Source organism: Actinopolyspora sabaoui (assembly GCF_051225635.1).
Classification (GTDB): Bacteria; Actinomycetota; Actinomycetes; order Mycobacteriales; family Pseudonocardiaceae; genus Actinopolyspora.
In genome coordinates this window covers 412,326-433,229 of the sequence record NZ_JBMIHH010000004.1, presented here as the reverse complement: position 1 = coordinate 433,229, position 20,904 = coordinate 412,326, and the positions used below count along the sequence as shown (strand labels likewise).

The window sequence follows — 20,904 nt, the reverse complement described above, 5'->3', positions numbered from 1 at the left end:
GCCGTCGCCGGTCCCGGAAACTCGGCGACGACCCGAGCAGCCGAAAGGCGTCGTCGAAAAGCCGTCCTCATTCGACTGTCGCACGTGTCGCGGCGCCCGTGCGATCACGGACGCGGCGGTCCACAGCATCCCACGTGCTCGCCGACTCGCTTGGCTCGAAACGCCGCAGCGGTTGGGTGGCCGCCACGAGCGCGCGCAGCTCTGACCGGTCACCGGCCATGCCGTGCGCGCGTGCCTGGATCAGCACGTTCCCCAGGGCGGTTGCCTCGGTGGGCCCGGCGATCACCGGAAGCTCGCAGGCGTCGGCGGTCAGCGAACACAGCAGTTCGTTGCGACTGCCACCGCCGACCAGGTGGACGACCTCGACCTCCCGGTCGGCCAGCTCCGCGACGCTGCGCACCGTCCGGCGGTGGGCCAGCGCGAGGCTTTCCAGTACACACCGCACCGTGGCCTCGGGGCTTTCCGGGACGGGCTCACCGGCCTCGGCGCAGGCCGCACCGATGGTGGTGGGCATGTCCTGCGGCGCGATGAACGCCGGATCATCGGTGTCGAGCACACTGCGGAACGCGGGCTGGTGGGCGGCCCCCTCGAGCAATTCGTCGAGATCCGCGCGCAGTCCGCGTTCCCGCCAGCAGCGCACACATTCCTGCAGCAGCCACAGCCCCATCGTGTTGCGCAGGTAGCGAGTGGTGCCGTCGATGCCGCGTTCGTTGGTCACGTTGGCAGCGCGGGAGCGTTCGGTCAGTACGGGAGAATCCAGCTCCAGCCCCACCAGGGACCACGTGCCGCACGAGATGTAGGCGAACCGCCGATCGGTCGCGGGCACGGCCACCACCGCCGAGGCCGTGTCGTGCGAGGCGACGGATGTCACCCGTACCGAGGGGGAGAGGCCGGTGGTCGTGCTGACCTCGGCACGCGGGGTTCCGGCGAACTCACCCGGGGCGCGCAACGGTGGGAACACGTGGGTCGGAAGGCCCAGCCGCCGCGCGAGGTCGTACGCCCAGTCCCGGCCGTGGACGTCGAACAGCTGGGTGGTGGAGGCGTTGGTGACCTCCGCACCGATCTCCCCGGTGAGCCAGTAGGTCAGCAGATCGGGGATGAGCAGCAGGGTTTCCGCCGAATCCAGCTCGTTCTCCCGCAGCGCGGCGACGAGTTGGTACAGCGTGTTGATGGGAAGCTGCTGCAGTCCCGTGGTGCGGTAGAGCTCGGCGTCGTCGATCCGTTCCCGGACCCGTTCGATCATTTCCGAGTTGCGGGGATCGCGATGGTGCCGTGGATCGGCCAGCAGGGCGCCGTTCCGGTCCAACAGGCCGTAGTCCACCGCCCAGCTGTCGATGCCGATCGAACTGGGGGCGTGCTCGGCGGCGCGGCGCAGTCCAACCAGCATCTCGCGGTGGATCGTGCCGATGTCCCAGCGCCACCCGGAGTCGTCCCGGTGGTGACCGTTCCCGAACCGGTGCAGTTCGGTCAGTTCCAGCAGGTCGCTGCCCACCCTGCCCAGCACCACACGGCCGCTGGAGGCGCCCAGGTCGACAGCGGCGCAGTTGAACTCGTTGCTCGTCATCGCGATCTCGTTCCCAAAGGTGTCGAGGTGTGACCGACGGGACGGTCCGTGTGGGTCGGGCAGGGCGGCGGCGCGTGACACAGCGGTGTCACCCGAGGAATGCCGTCACCGGAGGAAGGCGGCGGGCACTCCACTGTCGACCGGAACGTGCATTCCGGTCGTGTGGTTCAGGTCCCCGCCCACGAGCGCGAACACCGCCGCGGCGACGTGCTCGGGCAGCACCTCCCGTTTGAGCAGCGTGCGCTGGGCGTAGAACTCGCCGAGTTCGGTTTCCTTCACCCCGTAGTGGGCCGCTCGCTGGGCGCCCCAGCCACCGGCGAAGATTCCCGAACCACGCACCACCCCGTCCGGGTTGACGCCGTTGACCCGAATCCCGCGCTCACCCAGTTCGGCGGCCAGCAGCCGCACCTGGTGCGCCTGGTCGGCCTTGGTGGCTCCGTAGGCCACGTTGTTCTGCCCGGCGAACACGGAGTTCTTGCTGGCGATGTAGACGATGTCACCGCCCTGACCCGCCGCTGTCATGCTGCGGGCCGCTTCCCGGGAAACCAGGAACGACCCTCGAGCCATCACGTCGTGCTGCAGGTCCCAGTCCGCCACGGTGGTTTCCAGCAGCGGTTTGGAGATGGACATCCCGGCGTTGTTGACCACCAGATCCACCCCGCCGAAAGCGCGAGCCGCTGCCGCGAACAGTTCGCCGACCTCGGACTCGTCGGTGACATCGGCGCCGACCGCCACGGCCTTGTCCGGCCCACCGAGTTCGGTGGCCAGCTCCTCGGCTGATTCGGTGTCCCGGTCGGCCAACACCACGCAGGCACCCTCCGCGTTGAGGCGGCGAGCGGTGGCCCTGCCGATGCCCGAGCCGCCCCCCGTGATGAGGGCCACGCGACCGGCCAGCGGTTTCGGGGCGGGCATGCGGGCGAGTTTGGCCTCCTCCAGTGCCCAGTACTCGATGCGGAACTTCTCGGATTCCTCGATCGGCTGGTACCGCGACACCGCCTCCGCGCCGTGCATCACGTTGATCGCGTTGACGTAGAACTCACCGGCCACCCGGGCGGTCTGCTTGTCCTTGCCGAAGGAGAACATGCCCACACCCGGCACCAGCACGATCGCCGGGTCGGCCCCCCGCATGGCAGGCGAGTCGGTGTCGGCGTGCCGGTGGTAGTATTCGCTGTAGCGCTGCCGGTAGGAGGCGTGCAGCTGCCGCAACCGTTCGACCACGTCCTCCAGCGGAGCGGTGGGGGGCAGGTCCACGACCAGTGGACGCACCTTGGTGCGCAGGAAGTGGTCGGGGCACGAGGTGCCGAGGTCGGCCAGCTGGGGGTGTTTCTCCCGTGCCAGGAAGTCCAGTACTTCCCGGCGGTCGTCGTAGTGGCCGACCTGGGTGTTGTCGGTGGAGACCAGGCCGCGGATCACCGGTGCGAGCGCAGCGGCCCGGGCGTGCCGCTCGGTCTCGGGAAGCGCCTCGTTGCCCGGGACCGGTGTTCCGAACGGTTCGGGATCGCCCCGCTCGGCGAGGAACTCCTCCGCGGTGCGGATGATCCACAGTGAGTTCCGTTCGCACTCCTGACTCGTCTCGCCCCAGGCGGTGATGCCGTGGCCACCGAGGATCACACCGACCGCCTGCGGGTGTCGGTTCCGGATCTCGGCGATGTCCAGTCCGAGCTGGAATCCCGGGCGTCGCCACGGGACCCACACGACCTTGTCACCGAAGCACTCCTCGGTCAGTTTCGGGCCGTCGGCCGCGGTGGCGAGTGCGATTCCCGCGTCCGGATGCAGGTGGTCGACGTGTTCGGCCGCCACGAGGCCGTGCATGGCGGTGTCGATCGAGGGTGCCGCGCCGCCCTTGCCGTACAGGCAGTGGTCCAGGGCCGCGACCATCTCGTCCTCGCGCTCCACACCCGGATACACCCCGGTCAGCGCGCGCATCCGATCCAACCGCAGCACGGCCAGGCCGGACTCGGAAAGCGTACCCAGGTCACCGCCGGAGCCCTTGACCCACATCAACCGCTCCGGTTCGGCGGTGACCGGGTCCCGACCGGTGCCCTTGGCTGAGGTGTTGCCACCCGCGTAGTTGGTGTTGCGCGGATCCGCACCGAGTCGGTGGGACCGGTCCAGCAGTTCGTCGGTCACGTTCTCGGATGGCTGCTCGTTCAACGAATCGGCCCTTTCGTGCCTGGTGAGTGACTCACTGATGTGCCTGCTCGGTGTCGGGGCGCCGCGGTGGGACCCCGCGGAGCCCTCCGCCGAGCCGGCGTCTCGGCGGGGAGGGGAACTCCGCTCACGCGTCCCGGCCCGCTTGTTGGCAGCCCTTTCGTTCGGCGACCGGTTTCTCCTGGTGCCCGGAGGTCCGGTAGGCCGAGATCGGGTCGGGTTCGACCCTCATTTCCTTCCGGAGCTCCCGCGACAACGGTCGTACGTCGGTGTTGTAGGCGTCCAGCAGCACCTCGTTGGCGCGCTCCCCGCGCGGTGGCGTACTCGGCCGGGCCGACGCAGTCGTCGCACCGGTCCCAGGGAATGGGCACCCCGACGCTCGGCGCCACACCGGTGTAGGCGTGTACCTGGACGGCAGCGTCGGGTTTCTCGTGCGGGGCCCGGGGATCCCCGGCCTGCCGAAAACCTCGAACCGGGTGCCGGAACCGCCGTAGGACCAGGACGGGGTCTCGATCCGCTGATCCTGCAGTGCCGCCTTGAAGGCGTTCTCGTCCGGCATCGCTGGTTGCTCCGAGGGTTGAGCCGCGGGGAGGAAGTGGGCGTTCCGCCAGTGTCGAGTTCGCGAACAACGCTGGTGAAACGTTTCATTCGAGCGAAGGATAGGATGGGGGTGAATCCGAGTCAAGGGAGGCGTGTTGTCGACCGGCGGGAGCAACCGCAAAACCGGAGAGGTCAGCATCAAGGACGTCGCCCACCGGGCGGGCGTCTCCATCGGGACCGTCTCCAACGCACTCAACCGCCCTGACCGCGTCTCCTCGGACACCCGGTCACGGGTCCGCGCGGTAATCGACGAACTCGGTTACGTGCGCAGTGAATCGGCTCGCCAACTGCGTTCGGGCGACAGCCGCATGGTCGCGCTGCTGGTGCTCGACATCGGCAACCCGTTCTTCGTCGCGATGTCCCGCGGTGCGGAGCGCGCCGCGCGTGAGCACGGGCTCGGCGTCATGATGTGCCACAGTGCCCAGGACTCGGAGGCCGAGTCGCTCTATCTGTCCATGTTCGCCGAACAGCGGGTGCGGGGCGTGCTGGTGACCCCGGCCGACACCACGGGGGCGAACCTGCTGGCCTTCCGGCGTCACGGGATTCCCTACGTGTTCGTCGACCGGGTGGTCGACAGCGACGACGCCTGCTCGGTCTCGGTCGACGACGTGGCCGGGGGAGAGTTGGCCGTGCGTCACCTCCTGGAGAGCGGCCACGAACAGGTGGCCTACATCAGCGGACCGTCGAACCTGGCGCAGTGCACCGACCGGCTCGTGGGGGGCCGTCGTGCGATCGAAGCGGCCGGCCTGGGGCCGGAGAGCCTGACGGTGCTGGAGACGGCCAAACTCGACGTCGCCTCCGGTCGGGACGCCGGTGCGAGACTGCTGGGGCTGCGGCCGCGTCCCACCGCGGTCTTCTGCGCCAATGATCTGCTCGCGCTCGGGTTTTTGCAGGCGATGTTCGACGCGGACGTGCGGGTGCCCGAGGACATCGCACTGGTCGGCTACGACGACATCGAGTTCGCCGCGGCGGCGGCCGTTCCGCTGACCTCGGTGCGCCAGCCCGCCGAACGGATGGGGTCCACCGCTGCCGAGTTGTTGGTGCGGGAGACCGAGGGCGACCCCGGGCACGAGCACGAGAGCGTCATCTATTCGCCCGAACTCATCGTCCGGCGTTCCACGTTGCCGCGACGGCAGTGACCGTCGCTGCCCCAGTCCCGGTGAAGATCGATTCCCGCCCTCGCCGGGAATCTCGTGCCTGGGGGTGACCAGCACGATCAACTCCTCGTGGCTCGGTCGTCGCGACTCGGCGGCGTGGCCGGAGGGTTTCCGGGTGTTGACTGGGCCACATTTCGGCTCTACGGTCTCGCTTCATAAAACGTTTCATTAAGTCGGTTCGCAGTCCACCGTGGAGTTCGTTGCGCGGTGCCACTCGATGCGTGCGGGAAACGGGGTCGGAGAGGATGGCCGAGTTCTTCGTCGACACTGGCGGTGCCGATCCGGATCAGGCGATGGTCGAACCGGAGGTGACCTTCCGCCTCGATTGGTCCTGCCTTTCCTGCCCGGGAATCCAGCAGTGAACACACCCCCGTTTTTCGCATTCAGCGACAGTTCCAGATCCTCGTTCGGAGGTTGTTCGTGTCAGCGAGTTCCGAGTTCGCTCGTCGTGGATTTCTGGCCGGGGCGGGAGTAACCGCCGCGACCCCGTTGTTCGTCCGCGGTTCCGAGGCCGTCGCCGCGCCGCGAGGTGGTTCGGATTCCGACCAACCGACCGAGCTGCACTGGCTCGGCAAGACACCCGGTGCCCCGGTCAACGCGACCTGGGGTGTGCCCTGGCCCCGCGGTGAGATGTCGGCGAAAACCTCGTTCGCCCTGACCACGGCCGACGGCGAGCCCATCCCGGTGCAGTCCTGGCCGTTGGCCTACTGGCCCGACGGCACGCTCAAGTGGAGTGGGCACACCGCACCCGCGAACACTGCCGCCGAGAAATACCGGCTCGAACCGGGAGAACCGGCCGCGCCGGACAACGCGGTGAGCGTCTCCGAACACCGCGACGAGATCCGGCTGCACAACGGCACGGTCGAGATCGGACTGGGCAGACACGGACCCCACGCGATCCGGTCGATCAAACGTGGCGGTCGGGTCACCGCCGAGCACGGTCGGTTGGCGCTGCTGGTGCAGGACCGCCCCGAGGGGGAACACGCCGAGCCACGGCGGACCGAGTGGTCCGGAATGATCGACAGCGCCGAGATCGAGCAGCGCGGCCCGGTGCGCGCGGTGGTCAAACTTTCCGGACGCTACCGCCGCGACCACGGCCGCAACCGTGGCGCGGGGGGCCGGAAGATGCTGCCCTGGACCATGCGGGTGTATCTCGCGGCAGGCGACGAGTCGATGAGCCTGGTGCACAACTTCTACTGGGACGCCGACAGCCGACACGTCTTCGTGCGCGGTATGGGGCTGCGGCTCGGGGTTCCGATGAGCGACGACGCGCATAACCGGCACATCCGGTTCGGCACCACCTCGGGTGGGGTGTGGGGCGAACCCGTGCGGGTGCTCACCGGGTTGCGGCGAGATCCCGGTGAGGCGGTGCGCCACGCCCAGCACGCGGGTAAGGCCACCCCGCCCCCGGCCGAGTGGTCCCAGGAGGTACGGGAGGGCTATCGGGACCTGGCGCTGTGGAACGACTTCGCGCTGTCCCAGGGATCATCCGAGCACTTCGAGGTGAAAAAACGCACCTCCGCGGAGGGGAGCTGGCTCAAGAACGCGGGCAGGGGAAGCCGAGCCTCGGGATTCGGCTACGTCGGCGGCGTGTCGGGCGGACTCGGGGTGGGCATGCACGACTTCTGGCGACGTTTTCCCCGCTCGCTCGACGTGCGCGGTGCGGCGGGGGACACGGCGACCGTGACACTGTGGTCCTACTCGCCGCACGGCGAGGCCATGGACCTGCGACACTACGACACCGAGGCGCACGGGCTGGGGCTGGCCTACGAGGACGTGCAGGAAGGATTCAGCACGCCGGAGGGAATCGCGCGCTCCACGGAGATGCGGCTGTGGGCACTGGAGTCCACCCCCTCGCGGGAGCGGGTCGTCCAATTGTCCGAAGTGGTGGATTCACCGCCGCAACTGGTCGCCCGTCCGGAGCGCTACCACCGTGCCGGGGTGTTCGGCCGCTGGAGTCTGCCCGACCGCGGTAGCAGCGCGAAGTCCGCGTTGGAGGACTCCCTGGAACGCGACGTGGCCTTCTACGCGGGACAGGTTGATCAGCGCCAGTGGTACGGCTTCTGGGACCACGGCGACGTGATGCACACCTACGACGGGGACCGTCACGAGTGGCGCTACGACGTGGGCGGTTACGCCTGGGACAACGGCGAACTGGGCACCGACGCGATGCTGTGGTACGCCTTCCTGCGTTCCGGTGATCCGAACGCCTTCCGACTGGCACGGGCGATGACCAAACACATCAGCGAGGTGGACACGCACCACACCGGTCGGTTCGCCGGATTGGGGTCACGGCACAACGTCTCGCACTGGGGCGACGGTGCCAAGGAGGCGCGGGTATCGGAGTCGTTCACCAAGCGGTTCTGCTACTACCTCACCGCCGACGAGCTGCTGGGGGAACTGATGCGTTCCTCGCTGCGGGCGGACGAGACCATGGTGCGTGTCCCGCCGCTGCGCAACGTGCTGCCCTCGCAGGACCGGGTGCCGACCCGGTTACGCATCGGTCCCGACTGGTACGCGCTGGTCAGCAACTGGCTGACCGAGTGGGAACGCACCGGCGAGACCCGTTGGCGGGACCGGATCGTCACCGGTATGCGGGACATCGCGGGCTTCCCCGCCGGACTGTTCACCGGTGAGGCGGGTGGGGCCGTGGGATTCGATCCGGAGACGGCCCATCTGACCAACCTCGACAAGGGGGACTACCAGAGCAGTTACAATCTGTCGATGGCCTTCTGCGGGGAACAGATCCTGTGGGAGACGCTCGACCTCGTCGACGTGCCGGAGTTCCGGCGGACATTGCTCGACTTCGCCCGCTACGTGCAGGCCCCCGCCGAGGAGAAGATCGACAGGTTCGGATTCGACTTCGATCCCGGGGTGTTCAAGACGATCTACTCGCGAGTGACCGCCTGGGCGGGTGAACAGCTGGACGAGCCGCGGCTGCGTCGTCGTGGCTGGCAGCGCTTCACTTCCGATCCCAACGGGCAGCCATGGCCCGAACCGGTCAGGGTGGACGGTGCCGCGGTGGCCTCCCCGGTGGACGAGATCCCCACCGACCGTTCGCACAACCAGTCCGGCGACTTCGCCACCTGCGCCACCAACGACGCCGCTCAACGCGGGCTGGCGATCATCTCGCTGCTGGCGATCGCCCCGGAAGAGGCGCCCTGATCCGTCTCTCGGCAAAACGCGGTGGGGACGGCACCGATGCCGTCCCCACGGCATCAGGGGCCATGGCGGCCCCTCGGCGCGTTGGGTTACCGAGCGGCCGAAAGCGTTCCGCCGTGAGTCGTCCCGGCCGGTTCTCGCGTCACTCCTTCGTGAGTTGTCCCAGCCGGTCGATCACACACCGCCGCACGCATCCGGCGGTCTCGCGCCAGGCTCGCCGACTTCCGAACTCGGCGGTGAGGTCGCGGGTGGCGATCCGGGCCGCGCCCTCGGTGCTCGCGGTTCCGACCACCGCCAGGACCTCCACGTCGTGGCGCCGTGCCTCGCGTGCCACACCGCCGACCACTTTGCCGTCGAACGAGCCGGGATCGAGCTTGCCCTCACCGGTTATCACCAGGTCCACCCTCCGCAGCACGTCCCGTACCCCCAGCTCCGCCGCGATCGTGTCGAAACCGGACACCGGACGCGCTCCCAGGGCGGCAAGGCCGCCCGCCAGGCCACCGGCCGCCCCGCCGCCCGGAAGACGCGAGACGTCCACTCCGAACCGGCGTCGGTACTCGGCCGCGATCCCGCGCAACCTGTCGGTCAGCTGATCGATCCGGTCCGGGCGGACGCCTTTCTGCGGTCCGAAGATCCGTGCCGCGTCCGAGAACACGGTCTCCACATCGCAGCAGACCAGCACTTCAGGGTTTCCGTCCGAGCCATCCAGCGGTGCGAACGCTTCCAACTCGGCCACCGCTCCCGAACCGCCGTCGGTGGTCGCCGAGCCCCCCAAACCGACCAGTACCCGCTTCGCGCCCTCTCGCAGGGCGGCGGCGATCAACTCTCCCGTGCCCCGCGTACTCGCGCTCTCCGCGTCGTTTCCCTCGGCGCCGCCGACCAGAGCCAACCCCGAGGCACGGGCCATCTCCACCACGGCCCGTCCGTCGGCGTCGAGTCGCCAGCCCGCCTCGACCCTTTCGCCCGAGGGAGCGAAAACCTCGGTCCACCGATTGGCTCCGCCGAACGCGTCGAGCGTGCCCTCGCCGCCGTCGGCCAGCGGCAGCTCGACGCACTCCGAACCGCAGGAGATCGCGGCATCCGCGATGGCGGTTGCCACCTCGGCCGCGCTCAAGGAGCCGCGAAACTTGTCCGGAGCCGCCAGTACCCGCATTCAACCCTCCAGTTGTGGAAACGTCGCATTGGTTCTCGTAGGTGGCCGTTCGGCGGAACCTCTCGCACGGCTCTCGCTGCGGGTGCCCCGACATCGGGTAGCGACCTACACAACGTCGGGGCCGTCCTCGCGAGAGCCGCACGGGAGAACCCGCGGCGGTGCCGATTGCGAGGGTGGTCGGAGTTCGGTGCTGAGTGCGTCGACGGAGCGTCAATTTCGCGAGAAATTGACGCCCAGTACGCAGGTGTGGCCCGGGCTCCGTCAATTTCCCACGAAATCGCGCCGCCGCTCCAGAACCCTCGTCGGGAAGCGACCGTGAGTGTCGCAGCGCGGGTGTCCCCGGTGCGTGAGTCGGATGCATTGCAAGGCCGGGCCGCTCGCCGCGTAGGTCGCTACTCAAGAGCCGGCCCAACACAGCAAGGCGCCGACTCACGTGCCGGCTAACCGGCCACCCCGCCAGAGCGACCGGCCCAACAACACAGCGAGAGCCGTGCGAGAGGTTCCGCTACCCGAGCACTCTCGACAACCGAGCTCGGAGAAGCTGTCTCAGACCAGGTGGAGGTAGCGCTCGATCATGGTGTCCACCACCTTGTCGGCGGGTGTAGCCCAGACTTCCTCGTTGAAGATCTCCACCTCGGTGTCGCCGGTGTAACCCGCTCGGCGAACGGCTTGCCGGATCGGCGGAAAGTCGATGTGCCCGTCGCCCATCATCCCTCTGCCGAGCAGCACGTCGGCCGGTAGTGGTGTCAGCCAGTCGCACACCTGGAAGGACGCGATGCGCGAACCGGCTCGTTCGATCTGCTCGAACAACTTCGGGTCCCACCACACGTGAAAGGTGTCGACCACCACGCCGACCTGGTTCTCGGGAAAGGGCTCGGCGATGTCCAGTGCCTGTTCGAGTGTGGACAGCACCGCTCGGTCCGCGCAGTACATGGGGTGCAGCGCCTCCAGCGCCAGCCGGACGCCGCGCCGTTCGGCATAGGGGGCGAGTTCGGCCAGCGTGTCGACCACCCGCCGCCTCGCCCCGGCGAGGTCCTTGGAGCCGTTCGGCAGGCCGCCGACCACGAGGACGAGGCAGGGGGCGCCGAGTTCCGCGGCCTCGTCGATCGCGAGCCGGTTGTCCCGTAGTGCCTCCGCTCGTTCCTCGGGCGACTCGGTGGTGAGGAAACCACCCCGGCACAGCGAGGAGACTCGGAGTCCGTTCGAACGCACCAGCTCCACCGCCTCGGTGAGCCCGTACTCCTGTACCGGTTCGCGCCACAGCCCCACCGCCGGGATCCCGGTACGGACACATTCCGCGACGGCGGCGGGCAGCGAGTACCGGTTCAGGGTTTTCTGGTTCAACGACAGCCGTGCGATACCGTCCTGGGTCATCGGTTCACCCCCGCGATCTCGAGCAGGCCGCGCATGCGCTCGGCGGCCTGGTCCGGATCCGGCAATGTGCCCGCCCGGTCGGCGAGGCGGAAGACCTCCGCGAGGTGCACGATGCTCCGTCCGCTCTGCAACCCGCCGATCATGCCGAAACCGGGCTGCTGACCGCGTAACCACGCGAGGAAGGCGATGCCGGTCTTGTAGTAGTAGGTGGGGCGGGCGAACAACTGCCGTGCCAATGGAACCGTGGGGTCGAGGATCTCGTCGAACCCCGCCTCGTCCCCCTCGTCCAGAGCGTGCAGCGCCGCAGCGGCGGCGGGAGCGATGGCCGCGAACACCCCGAGCAACGCGTCACTGTGGCCGCCCGACTCCCCCTTGATCAACCTCGGGTAGTTGAAGTCGTCGCCGGTGTAGAGCCGAACTCCCTCGGGGAGTCGCTGTCGCAGCCGTATCTCGTGTTCGGCGTCCAGCAGCGACACCTTCACCCCGTCGACGCGTTCCGGACGCGCGTGCAGGAGCTCCAACAGGGAGTCCGTCGCTTCGTCGATGTCGTTCGAGCCCCAGTACCCCTCCAAGGCGGGGTCGAACGCCGGACCCAGCCAGTGCAGGATGGCGGGTCGCTCCACCTCGGCCAGCAGCTTGTCGTAGACCTGTCGGTAGTCGGCGGGGCCCGTGGCGGCCGCGGCCAGTTGCCTGCTGGCCATCAGGATCACACGTGCCCCGGCCCGCTGCGTGACGTCGAGCTGTTCGCGGTATCCGTCGAGCAGCTCGTCGAGATCGGTGACCTGGGGGGAGAGGTGGTCGGTACCCACTCCGGCGGCGATGCGTCCACCGACGCGGGCCGCTTCCTCACCGCTGCGGCGGATCAGCTCACGGGTCGCGTTCCAGTCCAGCCCCATGCCGCGCTGCGCGGTGTCCATGGCCTCGGCGACTCCGAGGCCGCACTCCCACAGGTGTCTACGGAAGGCCAGTGTGTTGTCCCAGTCGATCTCGGCCGCTGAACCCGGGGTGTTCTCCCCGAACGGGTCGGCGACGACGTGGGCGGCGGCGTAGGCGATACGGCTGGTGGGCGGTTCCGTCGGAAGTGATCGAGCGACCGGCTCGTGCAGGTGGTGAGTGTGGAGCGAACCGTCCGAGCGGGGCAGTTGAATAGTGCGCGACACGGATACCTCCTCGAAGTTTGCTGTTCGGGTTGGCGGGATGCGCTCTGTTCGCGGTGGTTGAGGGCCGGTTTCGGCGCCGGCCGCACCGAGGGGCGCCTCGGCTCCTGACAGCACCGGAAGGAGCAACCAGCCTAGGAAAGCGTTTTCCAGAAGCTTAGGAGTAACCTCCCGGGAACGCAAGAAATCTCCGGGGAGCATGCTGGAAAGAGCTTTCCAGCGGGTAGCATCGGATCACCCGAGGGTGAGGGAGGACCGATGCCGCGTGGTTCCGGCAAGGTGAACCTGGTCGACGTCGCGCGCCAGGCCGGGGTTTCGTTGGCCACCGCGTCACGAGTTCTCAACGGCAGCACGCGCAGCGTCGGCGCGGATTTGCGGGAGCGAGTCCGGCAGGCCGCCGCGAACCTGGACTATTCGCCCAGCGCTCCCGCGCAGGCCATGGCGCGAGGCGGTACCGATGTCGTCGGTCTGGTGGTGCCGGACATCTCCGATCCGTACTTCTCCACCATCGCCGCCAGCGTCGTTCGGCACGCGGAGCCGCATGGCCTGATCATCACTCTGGCCAGTACGGAGCGTCGCTTCGAGCGCGAGGCCGAGTACGTCGCCTCACTGCGCAGTCAACAGGCGCGCGGTGTCGTGCTGGTGGGGAGTCGTACCACCAACGAGGAGCAGCTGGAGGCGCTACGGGCCGAGCTGGATGCCTACACCGCCGCTGGCGGGCGGGCCGCGGCGATCGGGCAGCACATATTGCCCGCGGACACCGTGATCGTCGAGAACCAGAGCGGGGCCCGCGCGTTGGCCGAGGAACTCGTGAATCTGGGCTACCGGCGGTTCGCCGTGCTCGCCGGGCCGGCCGATCTGCTCACCGCCCGGGACCGGCTTGCGGGTTTTCGAGAGGGGTTGCGGCGGCACGGAATCGAGGTGGCAAGGCGAGACGTGATCAACGGTGAGTTCACCCGCGACGGCGGCTACGAGGCGGCCTCGGAACTGCTCGAACGCGAGCGCGCTCCCGAGTGCGTATTCGCGGTCAACGACGTCATGGCGGTGGGGGCGTTGTCGGCGTTTCGCGATCGGGGAGTGCGGTTGCCGGAGGAGCTGGCCGTGGCGGGCTTCGACGACATCGCCAGTTTGCGGGACGTGTGGCCGTCGTTGACGACGGTGCGGATCCCGCTGGAACGTCTCGGCGAGCAGGCGCTGGGCTTCCTGCTCGACGAGCCCGCCGAACGTTCCCGCACCCGCCGGTTCAGCGGTGAGGTGGTAGTCCGCGCCAGCACGCCGCCGGTGAGCTGATTGAAGTTTTCCGGTCGGGTCGGCGGGTCGTTCGCTCGGTGGAACCTCTCGCACAGCTCTCGCTGCGGCTCCGGAGACATCGAGTAGGTACTACACCACGTCTCCGGCGGCCTCGTGAGAGCCGCACGGGAGAACCCGCGGGTGGTCGCGTTGCTGACGTGGCTTTCGACGAGTCGGAACCGAGGAAAACCCTTCCCCGCGGGCAACACGGCAGGAAAGTCCCAGTGAGGCACCTCGGCATCGACGAGGGATTTCCCCGAGGTGTCGTCGCCCGGGATAGGGCGGTGTTGTTCGGCGCCGCGGATCCGGGACGCCGGGCACCCGGGTGGAGACGGACAGCCGTATCGGTGAAGCAGGGGAGTCGTGGCCGGTGACCCTGGGCACCTCGGTCACCGGCCCCGTGACGTCTCACGGCTACGACTGCCGGGGCTACTCCGGTCGGTTGCCGCTTTCGGCGTCGAACAGGTGTATCTCCTCGGGATCGCGCACCACTACGTGCACCGTGTCTCCCAGCGCGGGTGGTCTGCGCCCGTCGGCACGTACGATCAGCCGTTTGCCGTCCACAGCGGTCCGGCCGTGAATCAGGCAGTCGGCCCCCAACTCCTCGACGAGCTCCACGTGTAGGGCGAGGCTGCCCGGTTGTTCGTCGGAGACCAACCGCAGTGATTCGGGCCTGATTCCGACGGTGACCTCCGAGCCACCTCCCAGGGAGTCCATCGCTCCACGGGGGATAGGCAGGGTCACCTCGTCCAGCCGGGCACCCTCGCCGGTCAGCGGCACGGTCTCCAGGTTCATCGCGGGTGAGCCGATGAATCCCGCCACGAAGGCGTTGGCGGGGCGTTCGTAGAGCTCCCTGGGAGTGTCGCATTGTTGCAGTACACCGTCCGCCAGCACCGCGACGCGATGTCCCATCGTCATCGCCTCGGTCTGGTCGTGGGTGACGTAGATGGTGGTCGTGCCGAGCCTGCGCTGCAGTGCGGCGATGTTGGCCCGGGTCTCCACCCGCAGTTTGGCGTCCAGGTTCGACAGTGGCTCGTCCATCAGGAACACCGAGGGTTCCCGCACGATGGCCCTGCCCATGGCGACACGCTGTCGTTGGCCGCCGGACAGCGCTCTGGGCTTGCGGTCCAGATACTCGGTCAGGTCCAGCAGTTCGGCCGCCTCAGTCACCCGTTGTCGTACTTCCTGCTTGGGAAGCCGACGCAGTTTCAGGGCGAAACCCATGTTCTCGGCCACGGTCATGTGCGGATACAGCGCGTAGGACTGAAAGACCATCGCGATGTCGCGGGACTTGGGTGGCATCGAGGTCACGTCGGTCTCGCCGATGTGCACGCTGCCCTCGTCGATCTCCTCCAGTCCCGCCAGCATGCGCAGCGCGGTGGATTTGCCGGATCCGGAAGGTCCGACCAGCACCAGGAACTCGCCGTCGTCGACGGTCAGCCGCAGGTTGTCGACCGCGCGGACAGGAGAGTTACCGGTGAACACACGTGCGGCGTCGTGATAGGTCACTCGCGACATCGATCGTCCTTTCGGGGTGAGTCTCGCGGTTGTTCGAGGTCACTGCTCGAGGTTTTCCAGTTCGATCCGTTGTCCGGTGCTGGAGGAACGCAGCCCCGCTTCGGCGAGCTGGATGCCGCGCGCACCCGCGAAGAAGTCGTACGGATGGGGCCTGTCCCGCAGGACGTCGTGCAGGAACCGTTCCCACTGGGCCTTGAAACCGTTACCGAACTCCTCGTTGTCGGGGACCTGCGACCACTGCTCGCGGAAACGTTCGCCGGTGGGCAGATCGGGGTTCCACACCGGTTTCGGTGTCATCGACCGGTGCTGTACCCGGCAGCCACGCAGCCCGGCCACGGCACTTCCCTCGGTGCCGTCGACCTGGAACTCCACAAGTTCGTCACGGTTGACCCGTACCGCCCACGAGGAGTTGATCTGTGCGATCACCCCGTCGGTGAGCTCGAAGATCCCGTAGGCGGAGTCGTCGGCGGTGGCCTCGTAGGCGTTGCCCCACTCGTCCCAGCGACGGGGGATGTGGGTGGTTGCCCTCGCCGTCACCGACTCCACGCGTCCGAACAGGTTCTCCAGCACGTAGTGCCAGTGACAGAACATGTCCGAGACGATTCCGCCGCCGTCCTCGGTGCGGTAGTTCCAACTCGGCCGCTGCGAGCTCTGCCAGTCGCCCTCGAAGACCCAGTACCCGAATTCGCCGCGTACCGACAGCACCTTCCCGAAGAACCCGCCGTCGAGCAGCCTGCGCAGTTTCAACAGCCCGGGCAGGAACAGCTTGTCGTGCACCACGCCGTGCCGGATCCCGGCCTGTTCGGCGAGCCTGGCCAGCTCCATGGCGCCGGCCGAGGTCTCTGCGACCGGTTTCTCGGAGTAGACGTGTTTGCCCGCCGCGACGGCTGCCCGGATTCCCTGCTCCCTGGCAGAGGTGATCTGGGAGTCGAAGTAGATGTCCACCGACTCGTCGGAAAGCACGGTGTCGAGTTCGGTGCTCCACTCGTCGATCGAGTGTTGTTGGGCTATCTCGGCGAGTTTGGCGGAGTTGCGGCCCACCAGGACCGGTTCCAGCATCACCCGTTCGCCGTCGGCGACCTCGATACCGCCCTGATCACGCAGTTCCAGGATGGAACGCAACAGGTGCTGGCGGTATCCCATTCGTCCGGTGACGCCGTTGAATGCGATACGCAGTGTTTTCCGCGACATGGATTCTTCCTCTGCTTGTCTGGAACGGAGATTTTCGGGGTGGTTCCCGCCGCCTCGGGGATTCGACGGCGTCAGTGGGCCGGAACGCGTGCCTGGACCGCCGTGGCGGCCAGGACCAGTGGCCCGAGCATCAGCACGGCGAGCACAGGCATCATCCACACGCACAGTGCCGCCACCGCCACGGCCGCCACCAGCAGTACGCTGCCCAACGGATCCAGCACACTCACCCGTACGGAGATGCGCAGTGCTGCCAGCCAGCCGCGCTCGGATTCGGGCAGGGCGACCGCGCGCAGGCAGACGGCCGCGAGTATCGCCACCAGCAGCGTGAGTGTCACCGTGACGATTCCGGTGCCGGGAAGCCCTTGAGTGCCGTGCACCAGTAGTAGGTCGACGGCCAACATCGTACCGAGCAGCGTCATCACCAGCCCCGCTGTCAGGTCGGCGGGACCGCGTGCGCTTCCCAACCGCCGTGTCAACGTGCGGAAGTAGCCGCCGCCGTCGGGAGTGCGGCGTCCCTCGGAGCGCGCTCGCAACTGCCCGCAGCCGGTGGAAACCGCCGCGGGGGCGGTGATCACCGGTAGTGAGGCCAGCGTGGTGGCCACGCCGATGGCGAGCATGTCGGCGAACAGCTCGAACCCCGCGCCGAACGGCCCGCGCTGTCCACCCGCATCGGTGATTGTCATTCGGCACTCACCCCTTGACCCCGGAACTGGCCATGCCCTCCACCAGGAACCGCTGGAAGGCCATGAAGAACAGCACGATGGGAAGCAGCGCGATCACCGACATGGCGAACATCGGACCGTAGGCGGACTGGCTGGAGGTGTCCACGAAGGAACGCAGGGCCAGTGTGATCGTGAACTTCTCCGGCTCGAACAGGTAGATCAGTTGCAGGAAGAAGTCGTTCCAGGTCCAGATGAAGGTGAAGATCGCGGTGGTGATCAGTGCCGGCCTGCTCAGCGGCAGAATGATCCGGAAGAAAGTTCGGAACGGCCCGCACCCGTCGAGCGTGGCCGCCTCGTCGAGCTCCTTGGGAATCCCGCGCATGAACTGCACGGTCAGGAACACGAAGAACGCGTCGGTGGCCAGGAACTTCGGCAGCACCAGCGGCCAGAAGGTGTTGACCATCCCCAGCTGGTTGAAAACGATGTACTGCGGGATCAGCACCGCGTGCTGCGGCAGCATGATCGTGGCCAGCATCAGCGCGAACAGTGGTCCCCGCAGCGTGAAGCGCAACCGGGCGAAGGCGTAAGCGGCGAGGGAGCAACTGATCACGTTACCCAGCACCGCTCCGGTGGAGATGATCAGCGAGTTGCCGATCAGCCGCAGCACACTCACCCCGCCCACACCTTCCAGGGCGGTGGTGTAGTTGCTCATAGCCAGCCTGCTCGGCAGCAGCCGCAGGCTCGATATCACCTCGTCGGCCGGTTTGAACGAGGTCGCGATCAGCCAGGCCAGCGGGTAGAGCATGACCAGCAACGCGGCTACACACCCGACGTGCAGACCCACGCGCCCCCAGTCGACCTGGCGTCTCGGCACGGATTCTCGGACGGCTACCATCGTCACCCCTTATCGTTGTAGAAGACCCAGGAGCGCGAGCTGCGGAACAGCAGCGCGGTCACGATTCCGATGACCACGAGCAGCACCCAGGCCATCGCCGAGGCGTAGCCCATGTGCGAGGCGGTGAATCCGCGGTCGTACAGGTAGAGCGTGTAGAACAGCGTCGAGTCGGCGGGACCACCGCGACCGCCGCTGACCGTGAATGCCGGGGTGAACACCTGGAACGCCTGGATGGTCTGCAGCACCAGGTTGAAGAACAGCACCGGGGAGAGCATCGGCAGCGTGACCGACAGGAACCGCCTGACCCGTCCCGCTCCGTCCACCTCGGCCGCTTCGTAGAGCTCGTGCGGCACCTGCTGCAGCCCGGCCAGGAAGATCACCATCGGGGCACCGAACTGCCAGATCGTCAGCAGCGCGACCACCAGCAGCGCCCAGCCCGGTTGGTTCACCCAGCCGCCCATGTCGATCCCGAACGTCGACAGCATGTCGTCGACCGTGCCGCCGTCGTTGAACAGCGCGCGCCAGACCAGGGCGATACTCATGCTCGCGCCCAGCAGCGAGGGGGCGTAGAACGCCGAGCGGTAGAACCCCTTGCCGCGCCCGATGGAGTTCAGCGCCAACGCCACGGCCAGCGCCACCGCCAGTTGCAGCGGCACCGCCACCAGCACGTAGATCAGGGTGTTCAGCGCCGATCTCCAATAGCGGGGATCGGAGGTGAACATGTGGACGTAGTTGTCCAGTCCCACCCACTCCGGGGCGGTGAACAGGTCGTACTGGGTGAACGACAGATACAGTGAGACCAGCATCGGGGTCAGCGTCAGTACCGCCGCCCCCAACAGCCACGGTGACAGGAAGACCCAGGCGGCCCCCTCACGTCGTCGTGGACGATTCCGTCGGGTGGCGGAGTCCGCCGCGGCGGACTCGGAACCCGGTCTTTCGCGTGGTGGACTCACCTGTTGATCAGGTGCTTCGACGTTCATCGCTGCAGCTCCGATCTCGCGTTGGTGAGGAACTGCTCAGCCGTTCTTCGCGGTGACTGCAGTTCGAATCCGACATGGTCGTAATCGCGCTGGAAAGCCGTTTGCAGCGCCAGATCTCCCTGCGGGGGCGCGCTCGGCGGTGCCAGCAGTTTGCCGTCCAGGCTTTCCTGGAACTCGGCGATGCGTTTGTCCAGCCCGGTCAGCGTGGGGGTGATGTTCTCGCGGATCGTCCGGTTGACGGGCAGTCCCCGGCTCACTCCCAGGATCTCGCCCGCGCGGGGGTCGTTGATCAGAAAGTCGACGAGCTTCGATGCCGCCTGCGGGTGGGGGCTGTTGGCCGAGACGCCGATCAGCATGGAAGGCTTGAAGTACTGCCCGGGTGTGCCGTCCGGTCCGACCGGCAGCGGAGCCAGCCGCAGGCTGTCGCCGATCAGGGCCTGGAAACCGCCCACCGCCGAGTCCCAGGTGAACCCGGACAGTGCGTTGCCCCGTCCGAACGGCATGTTCGCCGCTGAACCGTCGATCTGGGTGGTCTGCCGAGCCGGACTGACCGCGCCCTGTTGGCTGAGCTCGTTCGTGGTGCGCCAGAATCGCGCGAGATCCGCCGCGTCGTAGTTCAGCTTCCCGCTGTCGGTGTAGAGGCTCTTGCCGCGGCCGCGCAGCCACACCTCGAACCAGTCCTCGCTCCAGCCGGGATCGGTGGCACCGGTCTTGTCGGTGGCCTCACCCAGCTCGCGCATCGCGCGGCTCCAGTCCTGCCAGGTCCACCCGTACTCCGGCTCCGCGACGCCGGCATGTTGCCACCGCGCCGAGTCGTAGACCATCACCTGCGAGGTCCGACCCATCGGGATGGCGTACTGCTTGCTGTTCGACTGGCCGGTGCGCAGCATCGCCGAGGCGACGTTCTCGGTGCTGATGGCGGACTGCTCGTCGAGATCGAGCAGCAGCCCCGCCGAGGCGTACTGGCTGATCTGGCGGTAGTCCAACTGCATCACGTCGGGTGCGTTTCCCCCGGCCGCTTGAGTGGCCAGCTTCTGGATGTAGGAGTTGTAGCTGGAGAACGAGGTCTGCACCTCGATATCGGGGTGGCGCTGTTCGAACAGCTCGACGGCCTCGTTGGTGACCTCGGCCCGGTCGGCGTTTCCCCACCAGCTGAACTGCAGCTCGACCTTGCCACCCGCCGCACCGTCGGCACTCGCACCGCATCCGGCGAGCAGGCCGCACAACAGCAGTACCGCCGTCGTCAGCACGGGGACTTTACCGACCGGTGTCGGTTTCGGGGCTCTCGTTGATCTCTGCCGCATCACTCGCCTCCGTACGCGACGGTCGTGCCGGGAATCTCGTACTCGTCGCGTCTGCCGCACATGCCGTATCCGCCGTGCCTGGACGGATGGGCCAGCCGCACCCGCGAGTTCGCCAGCTCTGCCGTGTCGCCCTCGGCGAGCGCGTCGAGCCGGGCGCCGGTGTGCTCGGCGGCGGCCCGCGCGCCGTCGCGCCACAGCTTCTTCCAGCGGTCCACCCTGGGCGCGACCAGTGCCGCCGCCGCGCGATGGAACTCGCGCAACGGTTCCGGGTCCCCCGCGCGCAGCGCTTCCCGCAGCGGCAGGTAGCCGGACACCGCCAGATCCCTGCGACGTCGGGCGGCGTCCTCGGGATCCGAATCCCGAGGCAGCGCCGCGGCCGCGGCGTAGACGTCCCGCTCGGCCAGGATCTCCGGTGGGAAGGTGAACACCGCGTCACCCGCCTCCGGTAGCCCGCTGTTCTGCATCAGCACCGTGACGCGCAGCCGCTCGTGCCCCACCATGCGGTGTACCGTCCCCGGTTCGAACCACACGACCGCTCCGGGAGTGAGTTCGTCCTCGCGATAGCCCGCCGAACTCAGGGTCTGCACCACGCCACTGCCTTCGATGACCACATACGCCTCGGTGCAGGCCAGGTGCAGGTGCGGACTTCCGCCGCCGAGCCCGTCCGCGGCGGGCCAGTCGTAGCAGTCCACATGGGAAATGCCGATCGCTCCGGGAAGCGGTATCGGCCGGTCCTCGGTCATGCC

At 67.9% G+C, this 20,904-nt stretch carries 16 protein-coding genes; 3 read left to right on the top strand and 13 right to left on the bottom strand.

Features of this window, described 5'->3' with window-relative positions:
• Positions 1 to 67: 67 nt before the first annotated feature.
• The 3 genes from ACOQFL_RS09505 to ACOQFL_RS09495 all read right to left on the bottom strand — a co-directional run bounded on the left by ACOQFL_RS09505 (position 68) and on the right by ACOQFL_RS09495 (position 4,274).
• Positions 68 to 1,564, bottom strand: a complete 1,497-nt coding sequence (locus tag ACOQFL_RS09505) for a rhamnulokinase (protein WP_435543731.1) — start codon at positions 1,562 to 1,564, stop codon at positions 68 to 70.
• Positions 1,565 to 1,669: 105 nt separating this feature from the next.
• Positions 1,670 to 3,718 carry a bifunctional aldolase/short-chain dehydrogenase gene (locus ACOQFL_RS09500; protein ID WP_435543730.1) on the bottom strand — a complete coding sequence of 683 codons (2,049 nt, stop codon included), beginning with the start codon at positions 3,716 to 3,718 and terminating at the stop codon, positions 1,670 to 1,672.
• A gap of 124 nt (positions 3,719 to 3,842) precedes the next feature.
• Entirely contained in the window at positions 3,843 to 4,274 is a 432-nt protein-coding gene (locus ACOQFL_RS09495; RefSeq protein WP_435543729.1) for a hypothetical protein, read from the bottom strand.
• Between the two features lie 133 nt (positions 4,275 to 4,407).
• Here ACOQFL_RS09495 and ACOQFL_RS09490 point away from each other — a divergent pair, with 133 nt between their 5' ends.
• Both ACOQFL_RS09490 and ACOQFL_RS09485 read left to right on the top strand, forming a co-directional pair.
• The gene (locus ACOQFL_RS09490; protein ID WP_435543728.1) at positions 4,408 to 5,454 is read left to right on the top strand and encodes a LacI family DNA-binding transcriptional regulator; all 1,047 of its coding nucleotides are present in this window, start codon (positions 4,408 to 4,410) and stop codon (positions 5,452 to 5,454) included.
• Positions 5,455 to 5,892: 438 nt separating this feature from the next.
• Positions 5,893 to 8,637, top strand: a complete 2,745-nt coding sequence (locus ACOQFL_RS09485) for an exo-rhamnogalacturonan lyase family protein (RefSeq protein WP_435543727.1) — start codon at positions 5,893 to 5,895, stop codon at positions 8,635 to 8,637.
• Positions 8,638 to 8,776: 139 nt separating this feature from the next.
• On the opposite strand, the gene ACOQFL_RS09480 is transcribed toward ACOQFL_RS09485, so the two are convergent.
• From ACOQFL_RS09480 to ACOQFL_RS09470, 3 genes are all read right to left on the bottom strand, one after another.
• Positions 8,777 to 9,787, bottom strand: a complete 1,011-nt coding sequence (locus ACOQFL_RS09480) for a glycerate kinase family protein (protein ID WP_435543726.1) — start codon at positions 9,785 to 9,787, stop codon at positions 8,777 to 8,779.
• Positions 9,788 to 10,333: 546 nt separating this feature from the next.
• Positions 10,334 to 11,161: a sugar phosphate isomerase/epimerase family protein gene (locus tag ACOQFL_RS09475; protein WP_435543725.1), complete on the bottom strand. Its 828-nt coding sequence runs from the start codon at positions 11,159 to 11,161 to the stop codon at positions 10,334 to 10,336.
• Positions 11,158 to 12,321 (bottom strand): dihydrodipicolinate synthase family protein, encoded by a 1,164-nt coding sequence (locus ACOQFL_RS09470; RefSeq protein WP_435543724.1) that lies wholly within the window; start codon positions 12,319 to 12,321, stop codon positions 11,158 to 11,160. Before ACOQFL_RS09470 ends, ACOQFL_RS09475 begins: the two co-directional genes overlap by 4 nt.
• 255 nt (positions 12,322 to 12,576) lie before the next feature.
• Between ACOQFL_RS09470 and ACOQFL_RS09465 the strand changes: the two genes are divergently transcribed.
• Positions 12,577 to 13,608, top strand: a complete 1,032-nt coding sequence (locus tag ACOQFL_RS09465) for a LacI family DNA-binding transcriptional regulator (protein ID WP_435543723.1) — start codon at positions 12,577 to 12,579, stop codon at positions 13,606 to 13,608.
• A gap of 429 nt (positions 13,609 to 14,037) precedes the next feature.
• Here the strand turns inward: ACOQFL_RS09465 and ACOQFL_RS09460 are convergent, their stop codons facing one another.
• From ACOQFL_RS09460 to ACOQFL_RS09430, 7 genes are all read right to left on the bottom strand, one after another.
• On the bottom strand, positions 14,038 to 15,126 hold the full coding sequence (locus tag ACOQFL_RS09460; RefSeq protein ID WP_435543722.1) for an ABC transporter ATP-binding protein: 1,089 nt from the start codon (positions 15,124 to 15,126) through the stop codon (positions 14,038 to 14,040).
• A 39-nt stretch (positions 15,127 to 15,165) separates the two neighbouring features.
• The gene (locus tag ACOQFL_RS09455) at positions 15,166 to 16,317 is read right to left on the bottom strand and encodes a Gfo/Idh/MocA family protein (protein ID WP_435543721.1); all 1,152 of its coding nucleotides are present in this window, start codon (positions 16,315 to 16,317) and stop codon (positions 15,166 to 15,168) included.
• Between the two features lie 71 nt (positions 16,318 to 16,388).
• Positions 16,389 to 17,000: a hypothetical protein gene (locus ACOQFL_RS09450; protein ID WP_435543720.1), complete on the bottom strand. Its 612-nt coding sequence runs from the start codon at positions 16,998 to 17,000 to the stop codon at positions 16,389 to 16,391.
• Positions 17,001 to 17,007: 7 nt separating this feature from the next.
• Positions 17,008 to 17,874 (bottom strand): carbohydrate ABC transporter permease, encoded by an 867-nt coding sequence (locus ACOQFL_RS09445; protein ID WP_435543719.1) that lies wholly within the window; start codon positions 17,872 to 17,874, stop codon positions 17,008 to 17,010.
• A gap of 2 nt (positions 17,875 to 17,876) precedes the next feature.
• Positions 17,877 to 18,854, bottom strand: a complete 978-nt coding sequence (locus tag ACOQFL_RS09440; RefSeq protein ID WP_435543718.1) for a carbohydrate ABC transporter permease — start codon at positions 18,852 to 18,854, stop codon at positions 17,877 to 17,879.
• Complete coding sequence (locus ACOQFL_RS09435) at positions 18,851 to 20,158, bottom strand: ABC transporter substrate-binding protein (RefSeq protein WP_435543717.1); 1,308 nt, start codon at positions 20,156 to 20,158, stop codon at positions 18,851 to 18,853. Before ACOQFL_RS09435 ends, ACOQFL_RS09440 begins: the two co-directional genes overlap by 4 nt.
• A complete protein-coding gene (locus ACOQFL_RS09430; RefSeq protein ID WP_435543716.1) occupies positions 20,158 to 20,901 on the bottom strand; it encodes a cupin domain-containing protein in 744 nt (247 codons plus the stop codon). The genes ACOQFL_RS09435 and ACOQFL_RS09430 overlap by 1 nt, the downstream gene beginning before the upstream one ends.
• Positions 20,902 to 20,904: the final 3 nt, after the last annotated feature.

Excerpts from the sequence above, each read along its gene's own strand:
- ACOQFL_RS09505 (WP_435543731.1), bottom strand. The coding sequence starts at position 1,564 with ATGACGAGCAACGAGTTCAACTGCGCCGCTGTCGACCTGGGCGCCTCC.
- ACOQFL_RS09495 (WP_435543729.1), bottom strand. The coding sequence starts at position 4,274 with ATGCCGGACGAGAACGCCTTCAAGGCGGCACTGCAGGATCAGCGGATC.
- ACOQFL_RS09480 (WP_435543726.1), bottom strand. The coding sequence starts at position 9,787 with ATGCGGGTACTGGCGGCTCCGGACAAGTTTCGCGGCTCCTTGAGCGCG.
- ACOQFL_RS09475 (WP_435543725.1), bottom strand. The coding sequence starts at position 11,161 with ATGACCCAGGACGGTATCGCACGGCTGTCGTTGAACCAGAAAACCCTG.
- ACOQFL_RS09465 (WP_435543723.1), top strand. The coding sequence starts at position 12,577 with ATGCCGCGTGGTTCCGGCAAGGTGAACCTGGTCGACGTCGCGCGCCAG.
- ACOQFL_RS09460 (WP_435543722.1), bottom strand. The coding sequence starts at position 15,126 with ATGTCGCGAGTGACCTATCACGACGCCGCACGTGTGTTCACCGGTAAC.
- ACOQFL_RS09455 (WP_435543721.1), bottom strand. The coding sequence starts at position 16,317 with ATGTCGCGGAAAACACTGCGTATCGCATTCAACGGCGTCACCGGACGA.
- ACOQFL_RS09450 (WP_435543720.1), bottom strand. The coding sequence starts at position 17,000 with ATGACAATCACCGATGCGGGTGGACAGCGCGGGCCGTTCGGCGCGGGG.
- ACOQFL_RS09445 (WP_435543719.1), bottom strand. The coding sequence starts at position 17,874 with ATGGTAGCCGTCCGAGAATCCGTGCCGAGACGCCAGGTCGACTGGGGG.
- ACOQFL_RS09440 (WP_435543718.1), bottom strand. The coding sequence starts at position 18,854 with ATGAACGTCGAAGCACCTGATCAACAGGTGAGTCCACCACGCGAAAGA.
- ACOQFL_RS09435 (WP_435543717.1), bottom strand. The coding sequence starts at position 20,158 with ATGCGGCAGAGATCAACGAGAGCCCCGAAACCGACACCGGTCGGTAAA.
- ACOQFL_RS09430 (WP_435543716.1), bottom strand. The coding sequence starts at position 20,901 with ATGACCGAGGACCGGCCGATACCGCTTCCCGGAGCGATCGGCATTTCC.